The organism is Streptomyces sp. NPDC043853 (genome assembly GCF_056436025.1).
In genome coordinates, this window is record NZ_JBWKDJ010000016.1 from 94560 (window position 1) to 115502 (window position 20943).

Sequence of the window (20943 nt, forward strand, 5' to 3'; positions counted from 1 at the left end):
CCCTTGGAGATCCACGTCCACGTCCCGGTGAGGATCACCCTCACCGGCGAGCCCGGCCCCGACGAGCTCGCCGCGCTCGCCGGGCGGCTCGCCGCGCTCGTCGCCGGGCGGCTCGCGCAGGCCGAACGGGAGGTCGGGCGGGGACGTCGGGCGTGGGCCGTGGCGGATGGTGCAGGGGTGCGGGAGGTCCACGACCCGGGCCGGGACGTGAACGGCGGCTACGCGCTGCCCTCGTACGCCGACGCCGGCCGCCGCACCACGATCCAGGTCCGCGGCAAAGAGCCCTGGACCGTCGTTGCCACCGCGCGGGCGCGGATCGAGGTCGGGCGCTTCCTCGGGTACGTGGCGGAGGTGCTGCACCAGCCGCTCCCCGAGGCCGTGCTGTACGCCTCGCTGACCGGCACCGTCCGCGCGGTCGACGTCTGGCTCGTACGGCAGAACAGGTCGCTCTTGACAAGGGAGTTGGGAGAGGAGCTGGTCCTCAGGAGTACGCGCCCGGCCGAGCGGAGGACCGAGGCGGCTTGGGCGGTCGCCGGGTGGGACGACGCGCTGCACCGGCTCGTCGAGGCCGACGAGAGCGGGACGGTCGCCGCCCGGATCCCGCAGATCCCGCCGCACCACCTCCTCTTCGCCTCCATGCGCCTGCCCCGCCTCGACATCACCGACTTCGCCGCGCTCGGCCCCGGCGTATGGGTCGCCATGACCGTGCGGGAGGCCCGGTTCTGCGTCGACGAGGACGTCTTCGAGCGGGCCACCGGCGTTCCATGGAGCCGGTACGCCGAGGAGTACGCGCGCGAGACCACCATGGTCTGGATCCAGCCGGCCGTGCTGCACCCCGCCTCGAACCCGCTGCGCACCCCGGCCGGCATCGCGCACGACGCCCTCTTCCTGCTCCTCGACCGGCACGCAGGCGTCCACTCCGCACACCACGAACCCGCCGCCCGAGTCCTCGTCGCCGAGGGCGACGCCTTCCCCGGGGTGCCGGAAGCCGTAAGACGGCACGCCGAATGGCCTGACGCGGCGGGCGACCGGGTGCTCTACTGCCGGGCCTCCCTCGACCTCGCCCCCGAGACCCTCGGCCTGGCGTACTTCGGCCCACGCGCCCGGAAGCTGGCCGCCGAACTCGTACCGCTGATCGGGGAGTACGGCTTCGGCGCCGCCCTCGAGACGCTGCTCGACGAGACCACCTCGCAGGCGAGCGGGAAGTTCGGCGGACTCTTCGGTTACGTGCTGGGCAGCATCGAACGGCACGGAAAGCTGGGGGAGTTCTTCGACGCCGCCGACGCCACCCGCCGGTTCGCCCTGCGGCTGCGCCTGCTCCAGCAGTGCGAGGCCACCCCGTACGCCCGCCATGAGAGGGTGCGCGCCCTGCGAGCCGCCCTCGGCCGGGAGCGGGCGGCGACCACCGCCCACGCCTACACGGTCGGCGGCCCGGGGCGGGGGGCCGTGCAGCTCCACCGGGAGCCGGGCGGGTCCCTGATCCCGACGGGCGGGCCCGTGCTCGCCGGACAGGTCCTCGGGGACGTCGCACCCATCTACCGCAAGAGCGCCACCGTCATGCGCCCGAAACCCGGCAGGGCCGAGGCGCTGCGTGTCGCACTTCTCGACCAGCGGGCGCGCATGGTCGAGGACATCCTCGCCGGGCGCGACCAACGCGTCTACAGCGACGGCGAGTTCGCCGCCGTGGCCGTGGAGAGGGCCGCGCGGGCGGCCGGGATCACCGCCGCCGACTTCGAGAGCGTCGAGGTCGAGTACAGCATCCGGCTCCTGGCGGTGGACGACGCCGAGGAGCAGGGACTGCCCTCCCACGCGGTGCGGTTCGAGATCGTCTCGCGCGTCGAGGGCAGTGGAGAGCAGTGGGGGACCGCCCTGGGCCCCCTGCGGGAAACCGTCGGCGAGTTCGAGGCCCGGCTCGTGCAGTGGCGGCTCGGCCGCGCCGGCGAGGGCTACCGCATCGCGGGCTTCGCCGTGCTCGCCATCGGCGGACTCGCCCTCGCCTGGGAGGCCGGCGTCGTCGCCTCGCTCGTCCGGCTGGGCGGCGGAATCCGCGCGGTGAGCGTCGGCATCGGCGTCTCGGAGGCCGCCTACCTGGTCAAGGTCCTGCTCCACCGGGAGGAGCTCACCGTCGGCGGCTTCCTCACGGCCGCCGTCGACGGCTATCTCGGCGCCCTCGGCTACCGGATCGGCGGCGGGCTCGGCAGCTGGGCCGGGGAACGGATCGGTACCGCCACCCTGCGCGCCCGGATCGCCTCCTGGCTCGCGACCAAGCTCGCCACCGGTCTGGTGGGGGGCACCTCCGCCGCCGTCCTGGAGACCTTCGCCCATGACATCGTCGCCGGACGGTGGTCGGGCATCGAAGCGTACGTGGACAGGGTGGAGTACTCCGCGCTCGTCGGCATGGCCGCCGCCTTCACCGTCGACCCGTTCCTGCGCGCACTCCTCACCCGGGCCGGGCCGACCCTGGTCAAGGCCGCCCTGCTGACCCGCCTCCTGGCCGGCGAGGGGGTGACGGCCGAACGCTGGGCCGAATCCGTGGCCCTGACGCGGCAGCGGATGGAGCAGGCCATGGGCCAGGGCCTTTCGGCCGCGGAGGCGCGGGCCTGGAGCCGGGCCCTCGGCTCACGCCTCGACGAGGCGGGCGAAGGGCTCGCCCACGCCCAGGTCCGCCCGACGGGTACCGCGTCCCGCGTCCCCGCGCGCATCGAGTCGGCCCGCGAGGCCCCCGCGTCCGCGCCCGCGCCTGCCCCCGCGCCCGATCCCGTACCCGCCGCCACGGCCGCGCGGCCCGGACCCGCCATCCCGTGGCACAGCTGGGCGCAGCTGAAGCAGGCGTCGCTCACCGACCGCGAAGCGGCCCTTGACCGGAAGTGGTACGAGACGGCGCGCCCCGAGGAGCTGCGCGCCCGCGAGGCCCACGACCCGGTGGCCAAGGAGGTCCTGGACGAGCGGCCGGCCGCTCGGGCCGGCAGCGGCGCCAAGCCGGACCCCTACCGGCCCGAGCGCCCCACCGACCCCGCCGTACAGCAGCAGCTGCGCGAGGACCTGCGTGCGACGCGTGCCGCCGTGGAGGCCGAGCGGAAGCGGCTGGAGGCGGCGGGGCTGCGCACACCGTCGCAGCGTGAGCGCGCCGGATACGTGAAGCGCAAGACCCGGGCCGGGGTGCAGTGGGTGGAGCCGACCGACAAGGCCGCCGCCGGGTACGAGGGCACGGTCGCCGTCGCCCGCTCGGACATCCCCGCCCTCGCGGGGGAGCTGTTCACCGGCGGGTCGCCGCGTGCCCTCGGCTCGTACGACCCCGAACACGCCATCAGGCCGCCGGAGAACGTCGTCGTGCCGCAGGCCCACGGCCACGCCGAGCAGGACATCGGCCAGAAGCTCGACGCCCGCCTCGCCCGCCTGACCGAGGAGGAACGGGCCGCCGCGCGCGGGCGGACCGTGTACATCCGGATCGACCAGGAGGTCTGCTCCATCTGCGCCGCCGCGCTCGGCAGCGGGCCGCGCGGCGGAGTGCTCGCCCGGCTGAGCGCCCGGCACCCGGACATCGTCTTCGAGGTGACCGCCGACGACGTCAGCACGGTCTACCGGATCGTCGCCGGAAAGAGGGTGCAGTGAACACCGACCGTCCCGAACGCCGTTTCCACCTGCCCGAGGCCCTCGCCCGACCCGAGGGGATCGCCCCGGAGACCTTCCGGCTCCTGGAGGCCGCCGTCCTGCAGGCCCTCGCGGACGCGGTACGGGCCGCCGGAGGCGGGACCGTGGAGCCGGAGCCGGAGCCGTACCCGCCGGCGACGCGCGACGGGGCCCGCGACGCCGGGAGGGAGGAGGGAACCGGCGACGGGTACCAGGTCCCCAGCTACGACGACGCGGGCCGCCCGGTCACCCTGCCGCTCCTCCGGGGTCCCGGGGCCGGCCTGGCGACCGGGTCCGCCGGCGGCCTCGGCCTCCGCTCGGGCGCCGGAACCGGCGGCCGGAACCTGGGCGCCGGCGCCCGCACCACCCCCGCGCCCCGAAGCGCCCCCACGGCGCCGCCCGCGCACGAGCGGCCCTGGACGCCCGAACGGCTCGCGGCCCTGCGCACCCGCATGGGCCACGCGTACCGGCACGCGCTGCTCGGCCGGATCTCCGCCGACAGCCTCGTGGTCGGCTCCACCAGCGTCCGGCTCGTCCCCGCGCTCGGCGGAACCGACCGGGAGCGGACGGTCGCCGTGCGGCTCGGCGCCGGGGCCTTCTACCTCGAACCGATCGCGCGCGAACGGGTCGGTCTGGTCGCCGCGGCGGTGCCCGGCGCGGGCTTCGCCGTGCACCGCGTCGACGCCGGCGGGCGCCGTCACGACACCGGGCTCCGTGTCATCGCCCGGGATGCCGACACCGTGCCGGCCGGCCTCCTCGCGTACACCGCCGACTTCACCACCCTCCGCGAGATCACGATCGTGGGCCACGGGCCCGGCGACTTCAGGGCGGCCGCCGCCGCGATCGCCGCCGATCTCGCACGCGGCCTGGCGTGGGCCCCCGGCTCCGTCGTCACGGCCACGATGAAGTCCCACCTCAGGGGGCTCGACGACGACGAACTCATGTCGTGTTTCGAGGAGTTGCGCAGGCTCGGCAAGCTGGGCGACACCCTCGCCCTCGTCCGCGTGCGGGCGTTCCGGGCGTATCTGCGCGAGCGGCGGGTCCCGTGGTCGTTCATCTTCGGCAACTGGGAGCCCAACGCCGCCGACGGGGTGCAGGTGTTCGCGGGCATCCTGTGGGGCGCGGGCGAGTTCGAGTACCAGGTCCTGGAGCTCCTCGGCACGCTCGCCGGCTCGTTCTTCGACGCACGCCTCGCCCGGGAACGCAACCAGCTGTGGGCCGCGCTCGTCACCTGCGTGGAGCATCCGGTGGTCACCGCGCGGCAGGGCCTGAGCCAGCTGGTGGACGCCTTCAAGGAGAAGCTGGAACAGCTGGAGTTCTTTGACGCCGGGCGCATCATCGGGCAGCTGGTGATGTCCCTGCTGGCCCTGCCCGAGGCGGTCAAGTCCCTGCCCAGGATCGGCAGGGGCGCCGTCCGCGCGGTGATCGCGGTCAACCGGATCGGCGTGGCCGTCCTCGACCGGATCGGCCTGCGCCTGCTGGACGTCGTCCGCCTCCTGCTCTCCGAGCGGCCCTCGATGGTCACCACGACGGGGGTCCTGCTCAGCGTCGGCGAGGGCGACGAGATCCTCGCCGCCGGGGCCAAGGCCAAGGGCACCTCGGTGATCTCCAAGGCCGAGGTGGTGAAGGCGCTGGAGGAGGGAGAGCGCTTCTTCACCCCGGCGGAGGTCGAGGAGCTGGTGAAGATCCTCGACGAGGCAGAGCACGCGGCACCCGCGACACCACCCGTGGGCACGGCCGGCACGGCCGCCGCGGGCGCCGCCGCCGTGCTGAGCGTCGACGTGCTGGAGCAGCTGGTCGCCCAGGCGATCGCCGAGGTCGGCTCCGCCATCCCCTCGTACGCCGAACGCGGCACCAAGCTGCACTCCGCCTTCTCCCGCCTGGTCCGAAAGCGCTTCCCGAACAGCGGCCTGACCGTCATCAGCGAGACCAAGCTACGCAAATTCGCCAAGCTCCCCACTTCGGTCCTCGACATGCCGATCGAGACCTACGTGAAATCCACGCCCGGCCTGGCCGAGCTGGAGCAGCAGCTCAGCCCCCTGTTCACCGGCGAGCGCGGCCCGCGCCGGATCGGCGACCTGCGCCCGGACCTCGTCGTGCAGGCCCCTGGACGGATCGTCGTCTTCGATCTGACGGGCACCCAGCGGATCGCGCACATGGCCAAGAACCTCCTGTACACGCACCTGCTCCGCGAGGCCGGCGAGGCGGCCTTCGTGGGGGAGACGTACTGGCGTCACTTCGCCATGTCCGCCGCCGAGTTCGCGGAGGTGTACGAGAAGCAGATCGAGGCGCACAGGCTCCAGTGGGAGGCGGCGCGCAAGCGGATCATGGCGCGGCACGGCACACCGCCACCCGGCGGGCCGGCCACACCCAAGTGACCTCCGCCTGCGCGAGGAACGGATCGGTGGACGGCGCACGACGGCGACGCGGACCGCCTCTGCTGCTCGCCGCCGACGCCCCCGCGCGCCGCCGCTTTGGCTCTTCGTGGTGTTTTCGTGGCGCGTTCGGTGCGTGACGTGTCAGCCGGGCACCCCCGTGCTGACCGGTGGCCGGCCGTCCGATTTCAAGATCCCCGGCAGTACAACCGTTCCCCCGCTTTGTTGGTCGAACAGTCCGACAAGGTCCCGCCCGGCGCACGGCGCGGGACCCAACCGTTCCCCCGGCGTTGCCCGCGGAGCGGTCGAACACTTCAGGGGGACACATTGCTGCGTAGATCCGCAGTTGCCACTGCCGCGCTGGCGGTAGCTGCCACCGCATTGCCATGGACAGTTGCCTCCGGCGCGGCCGCCGCCCCGATGCCGGGCGAGCTGGTCGTTCCGGTCCGGCAGGTCGCCGATCCGCTGGCGCACTCGATCAAGGCCGCCGGCCACAGCGGATACCTCCGCGAGGTCCGGGGCGGACTCGCCTGGTTCAAGTACGGCGCGACCCAGGGGACGCTGATGCCCGGCGCCGAACTGGGCGACCTGCACGGCTTGGTCGGCGACAATCTGGCGTACGGACCCAGGAGCTCGGGCACGTTCACGTTCGTGTCCGTCATCGACGGCTCGCACAAGACCGTCACCGCCTCCGCAGGTGACTACTTCCTCGGCGTGCTCGGCGACTCGGTCGTCTTCAGCAACGGCACGCAGAAAGTGGTCTTGGTGAGTCCGGAGGGCGCAGGCCAGCGCCGGCGCGAAGTCACCGGTCTGGCCGCACAGTCCGTCGTCGGCATCCGGTCGTTCAACCAGGGGATGCTCGTTACGCAGCGGGACGCGCAATGGAAGGACACCCACTACTGGGTGGACGCGGCGACGGCAACCGCGCAGCTCGTCCCCGGCCTCTCCGACAAATACGACTACACGGGCGTCCAGAAGGGCAGCGACTGGCTGATCCGATGGGACGCGGGCACCCAGCGGACCCAGGCCTGGGACACCCGGGCCCCGCTCACCGGGCCGACCCACACCTACGCGCCGTACAGGAACCCGACCGGCATCCACCGGGATCGGGTGGGGCAGGGCGTCGTCGGCAAGGACCTCGTCGGCTGGGACGACGACCTGCTCTACGTGATTTCCCCGGAGGACACCGGTCATCGCGAGCTCATGTCCGGTGTCAAGGGCGTCGGCTTCACCCAGGACGGCCGGGTCATCGTCATGACCGAGGAATCGGGCCGGACCACCATCCACGTCGTCGCGCCGGACGTGGCCGGCAAGGCCGTGGTGAGCGAGCTCGCCTCGTATCCCACCCAGCACTTCCCGCAGACCACGCTCCGCATGGCCATGCAGGGCGGCCGCCTGCAGACCATCGACACGGCACCGCAGCTGACCACCGGGGTCAGCAAGTACACCACCTCGCCCCATGGTGCGCCGACTCCGGGAACATGGGAGGTCGAGTACGCGGACCCCGCGTGGGACCCGTACGCCGGCCCGGACGAGCAGCCCGATCCCTTCTACGGCAGCTGCACTCCGCAGGCGTGCGCGGATGTGTGGCCGACGGGGACCGGGAAGTTCGTGCACGTCTCCGGTGGGATGGCCAGCACGTACTTCCGCTGGGACACCTTCCCCGTTCCGGGCTACGTACAGGGTTCCCTCCGGGCGTCCGGGCGCCACATGGCGTACGCGCGGTCCGCACAGCAGGCCAAGGTGGTGGCCGTGGTGGACCTGGAGCAGGAGAAGGAGATCGGCACGCACCCGGTCCCGGACGGCACGTTCGCCCTGTCCGGTTCGGCGCTGTGGCGGGAGACGAAGACCGCGGGCACGGTCGAGGCGGTGAACGCCCGCACCGGCGCTCCGCTCCAGACCGTGAAGGCCGCAGGGTGCGACATCCGGGAGCTGGAGGCGTACGGCAGCGCGCTGTACTGGAAGTGCGAGAAGGAGTCCGGGGTCTACGACACCGGGACGAAGGCGAACGTCAAGCTGCCCGCGCACGACCAGGCCCGCCTCGGCAACGGCGTGATCGTGCTGGAGGCCGGCGGGGCCCTGAAGTCCGTGGCGCTGAAGGGCACCAACAGCATCGTGGAGCTCGGCCGCCCGAGCAACCCGGTGGCCGAGCACGGCTGGACCCTGGACCGTGAAGCGGGCCGGGTCGCGTACGCCGATGACGCGCGGGCCGTCCACATCGTCCCGCTGCCGGTCGCTCCGGCCGCGGCGTTCCTGTACGACTCGGAGGTTCCGGCCACCGCGGAACTCACCGTGGGGAAGACCTGGAGCCCCGCCTTCTGGACATCGCAGCCGGTGGCCTCCTGGACCCTGGAGCTGAAGCGGAAGGCCACCGGCAGCGTGGTCCGGACCTTCACCGGAAAGGTTTGGAACGGAAAGGTCCAGCCGTCCTGGGACGGCACGGACGGCGCGGGCTGGAACGTGCCGCGGGGTGACTACACCTGGACCCTGACGGCGAAGCCCGACGACGGCCGGAACACCTCGCTGACCCGCACGGGCACGCTCGCCGTCGCCGGCCGGCCGGTCTGGCGCGACTTCGCGGGCACCAACGGCCAGGCGGACCTCGTCGTCCTCGACAAGGACTCCAAGGCCCGCATCGTCACGGGCGCAGGCAAGGACGCGTACCCGGCGTCCGTCTCGTACGCGCTCACCGGCTGGGACCCGAAGGCGACGCTCGTGCCGTTCGGGGACCTGGACAACGACGGCGTCGGCGACCGACTGGTCCGGGACCGCAACGGCACCCTCCACGCGCAGTTCGCCCAGCCGGGCAAGGTGGTCCCGGCCCGTTCCAAGGCGATCGGCCCGGGCTGGGGCCAGTACGACGTCCTGACCTCCCCGGGCGATCTCACCGGTGACGGCCTCGCCGACCTGATCGCCCGGCAGACCACGACCGGTGACATCTACCTGTACGCGCAGGACGGCAAGGGAGCCTTCAAGCCGCGCGCGCGGATCCAGCTGAACTGGAAGGTGTACAAGACGATCGTCGGGGCCGGCGACCTCAACGGCGACGGCATCGGCGAGATCATGGCCGTGGACGGCAACGGCACCGTCTTCCGCTACGACGGGGTGAAGACCGGCACGGTCAAGGCCCGCGTACGCGCCTCGGCCGACGGCTGGGCGAAGGGCCGTACGGCCTTCACAGTGATGGACATCGACGGCGCCGGCGGCAAGCCGGCGGGCATCGTCACCCGCAACGCCGCGGGCGACCTCCTGTTCAGCCCGGCCGTGACCGGCACCGCCCTCCTCACCCCGGGCACCCGCTTCGCCACGGGCTACGCGGGCTTCAAGGCCATCCTCTGACACGAGCGGAAGGACAGGGGCCCCGGAACGTTCTCCGGGGCCCCTTCGCCACCGCCATGCGCACACTCCACCGGCACGACCGGACCGAATGGTCGTGTCGTCGGACAGGCCGTGTGTTCACGTGGCTCCAGCACGGGGGTTCCCTCCATGAGCGGGGCATGGGGACCGTGAGGTTGATGCGCGGCCGGCTCGAAGAGATCCTGCCTGAGCTCACCGAGGACGACAGCCCGCAGATCTGGCATCGGCTGCACCGGATGGCCCAGCTCATCGTGGATCACAACACCCCGCCGACCGAGACGGCCTCCGGATCCGTATCGCTTCGATGCGTTGGTCAGTTGATGGGCCATACCTGTCCGATTAGCGATCACTGATGCGATGTGGGACCGGATCGAGCTCGTTACGCCGACCGATCCGGCCCGTGGACGCGGGTGGGCAGACCCGGTTCGGCGGGCCGGATCGGCCGGCCTCCAGCTCGAAGAACTCCGCTCGATCGACAACGTCGGCAGCCACTCCGCAGCCGCCAGGCCGGCGTCGGAGGCATCGGTGACGAAGAGCTCGGCGACGGAGGCGGTGCGGCCCCGTTGCGGCCCACCGGCAGCGGCGCAGCTCACGCTGTTCGGTGTACTGGTCGGCGTTCTGAAACAGAGGGGGATCAATGAGCACGGGTCGGTTCGAGCTGGCGTACACGGGTGGAGTCCATGGGTACGCAGGGAGGATGGCGACGCACATGTGGTCCGGGATGGTGGACGGGTTCGATCCGGTGGAACTGCGCTACCCGGTGGAGTCCCTGTACGACGGCACGTACTACGCCGCCGAAGTGGTGGGACAGGGCATACCCTCCGTGATCTTCCGAGGCAACGCGTTCCGCGGTCGGCCGCGCCTGGCCGACATGGACCTGCACACCGATGGCTGGCAGGCCAAGGTGAAGCGGCGGAGTCTGGCCGTGACCCCGCAGGGCCGCGCGTTGCGGATCGAGGTCGCCGGACGGTCGTACCGGTACCTGTCCGTGGGCGGCCGGCTGAGGCACGAGCTGTGGCGTGACGGCGCCGCCGTCACGGTGACCCGCTCGGAGTGGCACCTCCCACGCAATATCACGGGCACGTGGCAAGGACGGGCGGACGGTATGGACGTCGGCCTGGCGATCCTGCTGGAGGCCGCCTACAGCAGGAACCTGACGTTTTGCGGTGCGCTCTACTCCTGGCCCGGCCGGTTCCTGAGCCGGCTCTTCCAGCTCCCGCTCGGCTGACGCTGGGGTAGCCCACCGGCCGGGTCGCTGCCCTCATCGGCATTCACCCTCTGGGCACGTGGCTCGAACGCCGTCGGCTGAGCTCGCCCCGAAGCCGTCCCCGGGACCGTTCCAGTCACATCGCTAGGACCGGCCGAGCAAGGCCGCGAGCCCGCCGAAGACGACGAGGAAGATGGTGAAGAGCACCGCGCAGGTGAAGAGCACCAGCCAGCCGCAGAAGATGCCCACCAGAGCCATGCCTCGCCCGTCCCGTCGCCGCCGCAGGCGTCCGACGTGGCCGGCGACGACGGCGACCAGCCCGCACACGACCGCCCCCGTGAAGGTGAGCTGCGGAAACACCCATCCGGAGAGGGTGAGGAAACTCAGCAGGAGTGCGACCCCGCCCAGGGCGGAATATGAGCTGAGCCGGGCCGCTCGGTTGACCCGCGGTCCGCTCTCGTCGTGCCCGGCCTTGTCGTTCACGCCGGCACCTGCCGGCGCCCGCCGCGGCGGGCCGCGAACAATCCCGCGGATACCAGCAGTGCCAGGGCGAACAGCGTCCCTCCCGTGACGAACGTCCAGCCGGGCCACGCGGGGGCCTTGTAGCCCGCCTCGTACGGGGACGCGGCACAGCTCGTGGTCGAGTCGCACACGATGTGCTTGCCGGCCCTCGCAGCCAGACCCCACAGGACGCCGTAGAGAGAGACCAGTAGCGCGCCGAGCGTCAGGCCGGCCGGTACGGCGTACCAACCGCCGTGCGGGCGCCGCCGGGGCGCCGGCGGACCGTTCGGATGCGCGGGCACCACCCGAGCCGGGTGCATCGGACGCATCAAGGGCCTCCTGCGAATTGAGGTCAGGGACCTGCACATCCTTGCCCGTCAACCAGCCGACGTCATGAGTGCGGATACTCAGAGGCCCCGGCCGAAGAGGGCACGATGGAACCGTCGCGCAGGGCGGCATGTGCGCCGACCATGCGGCTGGTGGGAGCGCAGTGGGAAGGCGGCCCGCAGATGGTGTTGTGGCCCCCGGCTGTGCCGATGTTGGCGCAGGCCGCGGAGTCGGTGCCGGGCCCCGCCGTGCCGCGGGCGGGCGTCGCTTTTGAGCAGAACGCGTTCGGCGCCGCCCCCAGGGCACGGCGGGGTACGGCGGCACCATCCTCCATGCCCTGCACCACCCGGCCTGGCACGCCGTTCCGGACGGACCGCGGGTGTTCGCCGATGCTGCCCGGTCGCGCTCCGCGACTGACTCCGGGCCCGCGTCCCGGCCGGCTGGCCCCGTTGAACCCGTGCGGCGACACGGGGCAGCCCACACCGGTATGGCCTGCTGTGACCGTACTGCCTGCTCAGTGTGCGCCTGCTCAGTGTGCGCCCGCCCCGGGTGCGTCGATCCGGGTGCGCGCCAGCCAGGTATGTGCCCGGGGCAGGTACAACGGGATGACGGCGGCTGCCGCCAGCAGGTCGGGCAGTGCGTTGGTGGCGGTCCACCACAAGGGGCCGATGCCGTCCGTGCCCAGTCCTCCTGCCCGGAACGCCAGAAAAGCGACGCCCAGGACGGTCAGGACGATCCGGGCCCAGGGGCGGCCGGCCCGTAGCCGCCCGGCGATGCCCAGCCAGCCGGCCAGGAGCACGGCCGTCACCCCGCCGGACAAGGCGAGTTGTGCGTAGGCGGCGCTCCGGCCGGAGGACGCCGTCAGCTCCGCCAGCCCGGTGGGAGGCACCACGAACACTCCCAGCAGCCACACTGCCGCCTCCGACGCGACGGCTGCCAGGGTCAGTCCCCACGCCACCGAGATCTCCGTCGGCCTCTGCGTTGTCATCGCGGTCTTCCCTCCCTGTCCAACGGGAAGGAGGTGGATCCGGGCCCGGCGGTTCCACTCGATGCGTGAACGGGGTGTGATTTCGTGAGTGAGCACGGTCAGGCCGCAGGTGGGCGGCGAAGAAGCGGGACCTTCGCCGCGGTGAACGAGAGCTTCAGTGGCCGGCGGCGGCCGCCCGCGCGAGCCTTTCGTCGAAGTCCTCGGCGATCGCTTTCGGCACGGTGCCCCGGTATTTGGTGATCACACCACCGGTCCGGACGAACGTGGTGAGTCCGCCTGGTTCCTGGAGCGGACCGGGTTCCAGTGGAATGCCGGAGCCCTGCAGGTCCACGTGCCCCTCCGGCGGGCCCAGGACGCGGTAGCTGACCACATCGTCGCCCACATCGAACTGCGGCTGCGCCGGTCGCGTCCCGAACCGCAAGTAGAGATCCGCGAAGTAGGTGTTGTAGTGCCCGCAGGCGGGAATCGAGGCCCGCAGCTCGTCCATGATCAGTTGCGCGTCGGCCTGCGCATAACTGAACGAGGTCACATGGTGCTGGTCCTGGCCGCCTTTCGTCGGCGTCAGTACGACGCGCGTCGATGCGACGGGCATCCGGTCACGCGACCACAGGGCGGACGCCACCTTCCCGCAGTAATGGCTGGGGGAAGGCTCTTCGCCGGTCTCCGGACGTTCGAACAGCGCCCGGTACCCGGGAACCTCCTTCCCGCGCGGCAGGACGGCCATGAGCTGCGCCATGGTGACCGGCTGCCCGTTCCCGCCGGCGGGGGCCAGGCTCACGATGGCCAGACCGGCTCCCGCACTCACCAGGACGATCGAGGTGAGCAGGAACAGCAACGGGCGACGACGCATGGGCGACTTCCTTTCGTGGGGGCCGGGGGAGTGCGGGCAACGGGGGCGTGGCGGTCCAGGACGGGCTCGGCGCCGCACGGCTCCACATTCTCGCTCTCAACGGATGAGCTGATGTCGCTGAAGGTCACCCCTGGCGGCCACGCCCGCCCACACCTCCAACTGGGCCCCTCATATCCGTGACGGCGAGGTCCTCGACACGCTCAGCACACTGACGTGCCGGGCTGAAGGGGGCGAACGGGGGTGACGGCGCGCAATCCGCACGTCGGCCCCCGGCGGTCACGGGGCCGCGTGGCCGACGGGTCAGCGTACCCCGATGGCGAAGGCCTGGCCTCCGCGCCCCGCCTGGACCCAGCCGCTCTGCGGATTCCGGCCGGGGCCGGGATGGCGGCGGAGAAACCGACGGAAGTGTTGGGTTCGAGTACGCCGCGGCCCGGTTGTGCCTGGAGGCCGCCAGCCGCCATCTGGGCCGGCCCCCGACCAGTGTCCTGGACGCGGGCTGCGGAACGGGACGGGACCTTGAGCGGCTCGCGGAACGAATCGGGAGGGCTGTGGGTGTCGACCATCAGGAGACGATGACCGACTACGCCCACACCGTGTGCCCCGGCCTGGACATCTGCGTCGGGGACATGCGCCGGATTCGTCCGGGGGAGCGGTTCGAGACGGTCCTCTGCATGGGCATCGCGATCACCAACCTCCACGAGGCCGCTGACCTGGATGCCGAGTTCGCCACGTTCGCCGTCGACACCGAGCCGGGCGGGGTACTGACTGTGGAGAGCACCGACCCGGCGCGCCTGGATAGGCGCCCCCGGCGCTTCTCCTTCAAGGCCGGCCTCGGGTCGGCGCATGCCCGCGCCGAGTACGCGCACGATGCGGGTGCTCGGGCTGTCGGACGGCACCGGACGTGCGCTCCCGCACACCAGAGTCTGGGTGTCCCGACGGCCGACGGCACCCTGCGGGGCCGCGCCCGGGCGGGGCCCGCAAGCGTGGGCCCGGTGCCGGCTCAGAAGCAGGACGGGCTTTTGCGACGCTTGCGCGGCACGGTCGGCCGAGCACCGCTCCCGCTTCGAGGGCCCCGGCCATCCACGGCCGGGGCCCTCAGTCGGTTGCGGCGAGAGCGTGGCGGCGCTGCCCTCAGGCGCAGGCCGCTGATGGTTCACCGGGACCATGCTCCAGCAGGGCTCGCGCGGACTGATCTGCTGGACCTCGCTGCACGTAGGGCCTGGTATGACCTCAGGGGGCTCTGCGCCCAGGGCAGCACGCCCAGACGTACCTCGCCGCCCGGCGCGGCGTGTACCGATGCCCGGAGTGATTGCAGAGAGTATGCCTCTGTTAGGAAAGTGGTCGTCACGGGGGCATCGACGTGCGGTATATGCGGCTCGGTATCTGGGTGACGGCGTTGATCATCACGGCTGCCGTCGTCATCGTCGCGGCGCGGAACGGGAAAGGTCTTGCCGAGCCCCAGATCCTGATTCCGTTGCTGGGTTTCCTGGTGGCTGCTGGTCAATTGGTGCGGACCCTGCTCCATGACGTCGCCGACGCCGAAGACGAGGCTTCATCCCCCGAGCGGCTGGACCGCCTCGCCGGGCGACTGGCCGACGCAGTCCAAGTCGAATGGAAGGCGGAGTGGCGGCTGCGTCGGCTGCAGGACCCCAATCCGCTGCCCGTGCCCTGGACCTTGCCGGAACCGTGGCTGTCCGACGCATACGGTGACTGGGACGACACGGTTGACGCCGGGGACTGCTGGGAGAACTTCGCCGGGGTCTTCAGCCGGGTGCCCTCCAGGCGGATAGTGGTTCTTGGTGCTCCAGGAAGCGGCAAGACGGTCCTGGCAGTGCGCTTTACTCTGGATGTGCTGCTGCAGCGCCAAACCGGCGACCCAGTGCCGGTGATTCTTTCGCTTTCCAGCTGGCGGCCGGATCGCGAGAGCCTCAGCACCTGGGCGGCGGCCTCGATGGCCGCGATGGGGATTGCGCGAGTCCGGGAGCTCTTGGCCAATGGCCGGGTGCTGCTGGTACTGGACGGTCTGGATGAGGTTCCCCCACCCCTGCGCACCCGTGCAGTGAGCAGGCTGAACGCTGAGCTGGATATCGCCACCCCCGTCCTGCTGACCTGTCGGACTCAGGACTATGCCGAGCAGGTCCAGAGCGGAGATGCCTTCACCTCGGCCGCGGTATTGGAACTGAGGCCGCCCTCCTTCGACGACGTGAGCTCCTACCTCGTTCGCACCGCACGACCAGTGAGAGGAGATGCAGGACAACGGACCACACGCTGGGATCCGGTCGTCGCCCACCTGCGAGATCATCCGGAAGATCCCGTCTGCCAGACACTGCGCCACGTCTTCCAGACGCCGCTGATGGTGGCCATGGCGCGTGGCATCTACAGCGATGGCGGGGCCGACCCCACGGAGCTACTCGATCTGCGCTTCACCACCCCTGCCGACCTTGAACAGCATCTGCTCGACGGATTCGTGCCGGCGGCCTTCCGCGATTCTCCTGACGCTGGCCGGGTTGGTCAGTGGCTCGGATTCCTCGCCGCACACCTCGAACGTCGTCAAGCCCGTGATCTTGCCTGGTGGCGCCTGCGGTTGGCGCTGCCGTGGCCGCTGCGCCGCCTCGGGCCGATCTTGCTTCTGGGAGCGGTCGTCGTCACGATCAGCTCCGTCCTGGTTCCAACGGTGGGATTGTTGGCACCCATGGAGGCTACCGCCTTGCTGGTCGGCGTCTGCCTCGGATATGCCGTCCTGTCGAGTGGTCCAGGGTTGACGCCGATACGACAAGGCCGCGTCCTACGTGGGCTTCTCCTGGTTGCAGGAACGGCCGTCGTCCTTGGCGCCATCGTCGGGGCCACAGGAAGCCTCAGAGGCCACGTGTTCGGATACCTGGACCGATACGGCGGATTGGGTTTGACGCAAGACTGGGGGGATCGGGCCTGGCTGGCGATGGTCGCAGGCCTCGCCACCGCCGTGGTCCTGGCTGTGATCGGCATCGTCGGCGAGCCGCTACCCTCCACTGCATCCTTCAGTGGCCGTCGCCAGTCCAGGACGGCCTTCGTTCTCGCCGCGGCCACGGTGCTGACCACGGTCGGCTGCTACCTCATTTGGGGTAGCAGCAGCGCCCCCTTCGTTGCAGGCGTCGCCGTGTCGGTCATGACACTGCTTTATGCACTGACAATTGCCCGCGGAGCGAGGGCCAACCCTGATGTCAGGAGCGCGGAGGCGGTCCGCTCAAGGAGAGGCAGGAGGTGGCAAGAGCTGGGTCAGTCGGTCGGCAGGGGTCTGGCGACTGGGCTGATTGCCGCATTCTGTCTCAGCGTGCCCTTCGGGCTGGCGGCGGGGACCGCGCTAGCCATCCGGGCCGGTACGCAGCATGCGTTCCCTCCGGGCTCCAATGTGTTCACGTTGCGTGCGGGCACTCGCTGCGCGGCCACCCCAGGTGACTGGAGCCTCTGCCGGTCGTCGCACGGCGAGCGGTTCGTGCGCGCCTCACGTGAGGTTGAGGTTTGGGTTATCCGCGGCGATGGAGTGGACAGCAACTGGGCATATACGCCCGAGGAGGCCAAGGAGGTGTGCGCAAGAGGGACAGGGAACCGGTGTACCACCTTCCGTGAGCTCATCGAGCTTCACGTTCAACGAAACCGCTTCGGCTACGACTTGGTGGTCGTAAAGCTTCCCGACGACACCAACGCCGACGGCGTGGGCAAGATGTACCGCCTGCCCCCTCAGACAGCTCAATGGCTTTACGTCCCGGCCCCGGGGCTGTTGTTCAGCAACGCCGTAGCCTTCGGCCTTGTAGGTGGACTGGCCGTGGGCGTGGTCAGCGGGACCGTCGCGGCACTGCACAGATGGTTGTTCTCACCAGTGGACATCGTCTGCGCACTGAGCCCGCGAGCGAGTCTGCGCACGGACCGAATGACAGCGATCGCCCTGGGCCTCATCGTGTTCCTCTTCGGTATCGTCGCCACCGTTTTGCCACTCTCATTTGTGCCAGAACTGGTGAGGAGGTTTCAGGTCGGCTCCGTCTCGCCGTTCTGGCCGCTGGTCGGAGCCCTCGCCATCGCCTTGAGTGCCTGGGGTTGGTTCCTCACCACACGCTTGTGGCTGTGCGGCACCGGCAGGCTGCCCTGGCGTCTGATGACCTTCCTGGACGACTCGCATCGTCGCGGAGTTCTTCGACAAGAAGGCGCGGTGTACCAGTTCCGGCATGCCAGGGTGCAGACACAGCTGGCACAGGCCTACGAGCAGCAGGCCACCGACACGACGCGACGCGGCTGAGCCCTTCAGCCGGCGACACTCGCCGGCTGAAGGGCTCAGTCACAGTGATCGTGGAAGAAGGTGATCTCCCTGGATGTCCCTGAAGACCTGGTCTGGCTCAGGCAGGCCCAGATCAGCCTCCACAACCGCATGGTCGGCGATCCCGCTCTGCGCACCGCTCTGGCGGGCGAGCTGACCCGCGCGGGCCTGGCCGTTTCTGGCCACCCGCATTGGCGCGATAACCCGGCCACCGAGCAGGCCCGCCTGGCGCTGGAGGACGCCGCGGCCGCCGCCCCGGCCAGTGAAGCGGCGAACCGGTACATGCGCGAGGGCTACTCCTGGGCGGACATCAAGAAGACCGACCGGGCGATCGGCCGGGGTGAGCCGTCGGTGACGTTGGTGTCGGCGACCCGCACGGTGACGAGCACGTTCCGGCAGGACTGACAGCCGGCCCCGCCGGGCGCGGGCCGGGACTGTCAGTGCCGGGTGGTGTGCTGGCGGCATGGACGCGTACGATCCGATAGCCGGGAATCGCGGGGTGCGGGCCCGGGTATCGGTGAGGCTGAATGTGTGGTCCTTGGTCGGAGCACATGTTCCGGCGAAGGCCACTTCCGTGTCCGGTGGATACCGAACCGAGTGATCAAGTACGACACGTCGTTCGGAGAATGGCCCTACAGCTGGCGCAGAGATCCCGGTCCGCAACGAGTGGACCAGTCGCCGGCCAGTGACAGCCGCTCTCCACTGGCCCGCAGGACGAGAAGCCTGCCGTCTTCGAAGGCGATTCGATCATCGGCAGCCAGGAAGAGCGGACTCGCCAGCTCGAAGGCGTATCCGTCGTCAGTCTCGAGGTCCTTCACCAGTACCAACCGCGAGGTCGGTGTGGCTCCGTCAGCTACCAGGCGCATGTCGAAATGGTCCCACGCAGCCTGAGGTCAACGGCCCAGACGTTAAAGATCAAGCTAGAGCCGTTTGCCCCCCTTGATCCATCCCGGATGGCGGATACGCCAGTACACAGGATGCACGGCTGTTTCGGAGACGGTGTGTGGCGGCGCGGCGCATGCTTAGGCCAGCGGCGTCGCAGGGGCTGGGGGTCGGCGTGAACTCGGCAACGCATCGCCGTACTCCGCCACCGTGGCCGGCGACAGGGCCGACAGGATGCCGCCTCCGGCCCCGACCGACCTGAGCTCGTACGCACAGCAGGACCAGACGCAGGTGTACTGGAAGATGTCCGCCGCGAACGACTTCGACATGGCCAACGGCGGGCACTTCCGCGTCACCGATCGCCGGGGAAGACCTTCGATCCCGCCGCACTCACCCTCGTGACCTGCGCGGCCACCGAGTTCAATGGCGATGACCCCGATCGAGGGCAGGTGCGCGGAGCGGGACATGGTGCCGGGCGCCTACCACACCCATGTGGCCACGGCGGTGGACCTGGTGGGGAACGAGTCGGCGCGGTCCGCTCCGCTCACCCTCCGCAGCAGTGACGCCGTGGTCCCCGGCCCGGTCACCGGGCTGCGCGCCACCCCGCGCAGAGACGGTGTGCCGCTGAGTTGGAACGCTTCACCGGAGGAGGACATCGCCTCCTATGAGGGTGCGTCCGATCCGCTGTCCATGCTCTGCCAGGGTGTCTCGGACGGTGAGACGTACGTCTACGCGGTCGTTGCCAGGGACCGTTGGGACAACTGGCTGATACCGACCCGCCCGGGGCCGCCACGGTGAGGGCCACCGAGCTGGACCTGCGGCCGTCCGTGACCGTCGAACCGGGGCCGCCCGTCCTCTCCGGCGGTACAGCGGCCTCATCTCCGACGGGAGCCCGCCGACGGTCACGTGGACCACACGTTCCAGGCCGTGCGGGCGGATGGCACCGCGGTGACGACGTGGTCACCCGTGGGCGCGCCTCAGCTCACTGCTTGCTTCACCAGTGCGGCGATCCGCGCCTCCACCTCGGCCGTCACCTCGGTCAGGGCGAAGCCGGCCGCCCACATCGGGCCGTCGTCCAACTTCGCCTGGTCGCTGAACCCGAGCGTCGCGTAGCGCGCCTTGAACTTCTCCGCGCTCTGGAAGAAGCAGACGATCTTGCCGTCCAGTGCGTAGGCGGGCATCCCGTACCAGAGCTTCGGCGCGAGGACCGGGGCGGTGGCGGTGACGACGGCGTGGACGCGCTCGGCCATGGTCCGGTCTGTGTCCTGCATCTCGGCGATCTTCGCGAGGACGTCCTGTTCCGCCTGCGCCGCCTTCTCCGCCTTCGAGCCGCGGCGAGAGGCCTCCTTCTTGAGTTCCTGCGCGTGGTCCTTCATCGCGGCCCGCTCCTCGGCCGTGAATCCCTGGTGCGCGCTGGTGCCGGTGCTGTTCATGATGGATCTCCCTTGAGGATCTGGATGTGGATGTGGATGTGTGGATCGTGCGAAGAAGGGGCTGTCCGGCCCTCTGTTCGGGGCGTGTTCCCGGCCCGAGGCGTGTTCCCGGCCCGGGGCGTAGCGCCCCGGCCGTGCGGCGGGACCGGGCCGGCCGTCAGGCCAGCCAGCGACCCTCGCGCATCAGCTCGCGGCCGGCCAGCTCGTTCTCCTCCCGCCAGGCCTGGACGCGGTGAGGAGTGATGCGGAACCAGCGGTACGACCTGGTGAGGGAGCGCGGGTCGAAGCCGGTGCGTGCGGCGAATCGGTCGCCCAGGTGCGGTGGCAGTGCGTCGATGTCGAGGACCTCGACGTCCCCCTCGATCATGGTGACGTCGCGGGTGTGACCCAGGGCGAGCCGGGCGGTCCGGGTGGCGGCCAGGTTCAGGCCGGTGGGGCTTCGTTCCGGGGTGGCCGCCAACAGCGCCTCGCCGTCCCAGTCGAAGGACAGCGGCACCAGATGGGGTGCGCCGTCCGCCGAGGCGCTGGCCACCCAGACGTCGACGTCGTGGGTGAGCCGGTGCTCGGTGTCGCGACGGCGCTGTGCGCGGGAGCGGGGCGGGGTGCTCATCGGTCCTGCACCAGCCCGAGGAGGTTGCCGTCGGGGTCGATGAGGGTGGCCACCCGGCGGCCGCCGCCGACGTCGTGCGCCGGGTCCTTGACGGTGGCGCCCGCGGCGGTCACTTCGGCGATCTTCGCCTCGATGTCCGAGACGTGCCAGTAGGCCAACGACGTGGTCAGGCCCTGCGGTCCGCCGCCCGGGAGGAGGCCGACGTGCTGGCCGGCGGCCTCGAAGCCGACGTAGTGGGGCCCGTCGATCTGCGGCGCGACACCGAGCAGCGCGGCGTACACCGCCTTGGCCTGGGCGAGGTCGGACACGGGATGCAGCACGGTTTTGATCCCCTGGGTGGAAGAGCTGGTCACGGTCACTCCTGTCGTCGCGGGTCCGGATCCCGGCCCGGTGGTTCGCCGGGCTCGTTTCCTGTGCTCACAGCTTCCCCCGGCCGGGGTACGGAGCGCCTCCGTGCTGACCACGGAAAGCACTACGGATCACGGAAGGCACTAC

At 70.9% G+C, this 20943-nt stretch carries 18 protein-coding genes; 10 read left to right on the top strand and 8 right to left on the bottom strand.

Features of this window, described 5'->3' with window-relative positions; translation table 11 throughout:
- The first annotated feature begins 3 nt into the window (after positions 1-3).
- From AC067U_RS31710 to AC067U_RS31730, 5 genes are all read left to right on the top strand, one after another.
- Positions 4-3612 (top strand): hypothetical protein, encoded by a 3609-nt coding sequence (locus tag AC067U_RS31710; RefSeq protein ID WP_478833268.1) that lies wholly within the window; start codon positions 4-6, stop codon positions 3610-3612.
- On the top strand, positions 3609-6008 hold the full coding sequence (locus AC067U_RS31715) for a hypothetical protein (RefSeq protein WP_478833269.1): 2400 nt from the start codon (positions 3609-3611) through the stop codon (positions 6006-6008). The genes AC067U_RS31710 and AC067U_RS31715 overlap by 4 nt, the downstream gene beginning before the upstream one ends.
- Positions 6009-6386: 378 nt before the next feature.
- Positions 6387-9344 (top strand): FG-GAP repeat domain-containing protein, encoded by a 2958-nt coding sequence (locus AC067U_RS31720; RefSeq protein ID WP_478833270.1) that lies wholly within the window; start codon positions 6387-6389, stop codon positions 9342-9344.
- Positions 9345-9502: 158 nt separating this feature from the next.
- Positions 9503-9715, top strand: a complete 213-nt coding sequence (locus AC067U_RS31725; RefSeq protein WP_478833271.1) for a hypothetical protein — start codon at positions 9503-9505, stop codon at positions 9713-9715.
- Between the two features lie 344 nt (positions 9716-10059).
- Positions 10060-10590 carry a hypothetical protein gene (locus AC067U_RS31730; protein ID WP_478833347.1) on the top strand — a complete coding sequence of 177 codons (531 nt, stop codon included), beginning with the start codon at positions 10060-10062 and terminating at the stop codon, positions 10588-10590.
- 123 nt (positions 10591-10713) lie between these two features.
- Here the strand turns inward: AC067U_RS31730 and AC067U_RS31735 are convergent, their stop codons facing one another.
- The 4 genes from AC067U_RS31735 to AC067U_RS31750 form a co-directional block, all read right to left on the bottom strand.
- Complete coding sequence (locus tag AC067U_RS31735) at positions 10714-11052, bottom strand: hypothetical protein (protein WP_478833272.1); 339 nt, start codon at positions 11050-11052, stop codon at positions 10714-10716.
- On the bottom strand, positions 11049-11399 hold the full coding sequence (locus AC067U_RS31740) for a hypothetical protein (RefSeq protein ID WP_478833273.1): 351 nt from the start codon (positions 11397-11399) through the stop codon (positions 11049-11051). The genes AC067U_RS31735 and AC067U_RS31740 overlap by 4 nt, the downstream gene beginning before the upstream one ends.
- 527 nt (positions 11400-11926) lie before the next feature.
- Complete coding sequence (locus tag AC067U_RS31745; RefSeq protein ID WP_478833274.1) at positions 11927-12385, bottom strand: hypothetical protein; 459 nt, start codon at positions 12383-12385, stop codon at positions 11927-11929.
- Between the two features lie 154 nt (positions 12386-12539).
- On the bottom strand, positions 12540-13235 hold the full coding sequence (locus tag AC067U_RS31750; RefSeq protein WP_478833275.1) for a hypothetical protein: 696 nt from the start codon (positions 13233-13235) through the stop codon (positions 12540-12542).
- A 434-nt stretch (positions 13236-13669) separates the two neighbouring features.
- On the opposite strand from AC067U_RS31750, the gene AC067U_RS31755 reads away from it, so the two are divergent.
- Genes AC067U_RS31755 through AC067U_RS31765 form a run of 3 tightly spaced genes read left to right on the top strand, consistent with a single transcriptional unit; the run spans position 13670 to position 17928 of the window.
- Positions 13670-14626, top strand: a complete 957-nt coding sequence (locus AC067U_RS31755) for a class I SAM-dependent methyltransferase (protein WP_478833276.1) — start codon at positions 13670-13672, stop codon at positions 14624-14626.
- On the top strand, positions 14623-17505 hold the full coding sequence (locus AC067U_RS31760) for an NACHT domain-containing protein (RefSeq protein ID WP_478833277.1): 2883 nt from the start codon (positions 14623-14625) through the stop codon (positions 17503-17505). Before AC067U_RS31755 ends, AC067U_RS31760 begins: the two co-directional genes overlap by 4 nt.
- Before the next feature lie 60 nt (positions 17506-17565).
- Positions 17566-17928 carry a hypothetical protein gene (locus AC067U_RS31765; RefSeq protein WP_478833278.1) on the top strand — a complete coding sequence of 121 codons (363 nt, stop codon included), beginning with the start codon at positions 17566-17568 and terminating at the stop codon, positions 17926-17928.
- Between the two features lie 227 nt (positions 17929-18155).
- Here AC067U_RS31765 and AC067U_RS31770 read toward each other — a convergent pair whose 3' ends face one another.
- On the bottom strand, positions 18156-18389 hold the full coding sequence (locus AC067U_RS31770; protein WP_478833279.1) for a hypothetical protein: 234 nt from the start codon (positions 18387-18389) through the stop codon (positions 18156-18158).
- 226 nt (positions 18390-18615) lie between these two features.
- Here AC067U_RS31770 and AC067U_RS31775 point away from each other — a divergent pair, with 226 nt between their 5' ends.
- Together AC067U_RS31775 and AC067U_RS31780 are read left to right on the top strand one after the other, a co-directional pair.
- Positions 18616-18807 carry a hypothetical protein gene (locus tag AC067U_RS31775; protein ID WP_478833280.1) on the top strand — a complete coding sequence of 64 codons (192 nt, stop codon included), beginning with the start codon at positions 18616-18618 and terminating at the stop codon, positions 18805-18807.
- Positions 18808-18834: 27 nt separating this feature from the next.
- Entirely contained in the window at positions 18835-19203 is a 369-nt protein-coding gene (locus AC067U_RS31780; protein WP_478833281.1) for a hypothetical protein, read from the top strand.
- A 179-nt stretch (positions 19204-19382) separates the two neighbouring features.
- On the opposite strand, the gene AC067U_RS31785 is transcribed toward AC067U_RS31780, so the two are convergent.
- From AC067U_RS31785 to AC067U_RS31795, 3 genes are all read right to left on the bottom strand, one after another.
- The gene (locus AC067U_RS31785) at positions 19383-19838 is read right to left on the bottom strand and encodes an iron chaperone (RefSeq protein ID WP_478833282.1); all 456 of its coding nucleotides are present in this window, start codon (positions 19836-19838) and stop codon (positions 19383-19385) included.
- Between the two features lie 157 nt (positions 19839-19995).
- On the bottom strand, positions 19996-20448 hold the full coding sequence (locus AC067U_RS31790; protein WP_478833283.1) for a pyridoxamine 5'-phosphate oxidase family protein: 453 nt from the start codon (positions 20446-20448) through the stop codon (positions 19996-19998).
- Positions 20445-20801 carry a VOC family protein gene (locus AC067U_RS31795; RefSeq protein ID WP_478833284.1) on the bottom strand — a complete coding sequence of 119 codons (357 nt, stop codon included), beginning with the start codon at positions 20799-20801 and terminating at the stop codon, positions 20445-20447. Before AC067U_RS31795 ends, AC067U_RS31790 begins: the two co-directional genes overlap by 4 nt.
- Positions 20802-20943 lie beyond the last annotated feature (142 nt).

Excerpts from the sequence above, each read along its gene's own strand:
- AC067U_RS31785 (WP_478833282.1), bottom strand. The coding sequence starts at position 19,838 with ATGAACAGCACCGGCACCAGCGCGCACCAGGGATTCACGGCCGAGGAG.
- AC067U_RS31790 (WP_478833283.1), bottom strand. The coding sequence starts at position 20,448 with ATGAGCACCCCGCCCCGCTCCCGCGCACAGCGCCGTCGCGACACCGAG.
- AC067U_RS31750 (WP_478833275.1), bottom strand. The coding sequence starts at position 13,235 with ATGCGTCGTCGCCCGTTGCTGTTCCTGCTCACCTCGATCGTCCTGGTG.
- AC067U_RS31725 (WP_478833271.1), top strand. The coding sequence starts at position 9,503 with ATGGGGACCGTGAGGTTGATGCGCGGCCGGCTCGAAGAGATCCTGCCT.
- AC067U_RS31770 (WP_478833279.1), bottom strand. The coding sequence starts at position 18,389 with ATGCGCCTGGTAGCTGACGGAGCCACACCGACCTCGCGGTTGGTACTG.
- AC067U_RS31780 (WP_478833281.1), top strand. The coding sequence starts at position 18,835 with ATGACCCCGATCGAGGGCAGGTGCGCGGAGCGGGACATGGTGCCGGGC.
- AC067U_RS31740 (WP_478833273.1), bottom strand. The coding sequence starts at position 11,399 with ATGCGTCCGATGCACCCGGCTCGGGTGGTGCCCGCGCATCCGAACGGT.
- AC067U_RS31730 (WP_478833347.1), top strand. The coding sequence starts at position 10,060 with ATGGCGACGCACATGTGGTCCGGGATGGTGGACGGGTTCGATCCGGTG.
- AC067U_RS31745 (WP_478833274.1), bottom strand. The coding sequence starts at position 12,385 with ATGACAACGCAGAGGCCGACGGAGATCTCGGTGGCGTGGGGACTGACC.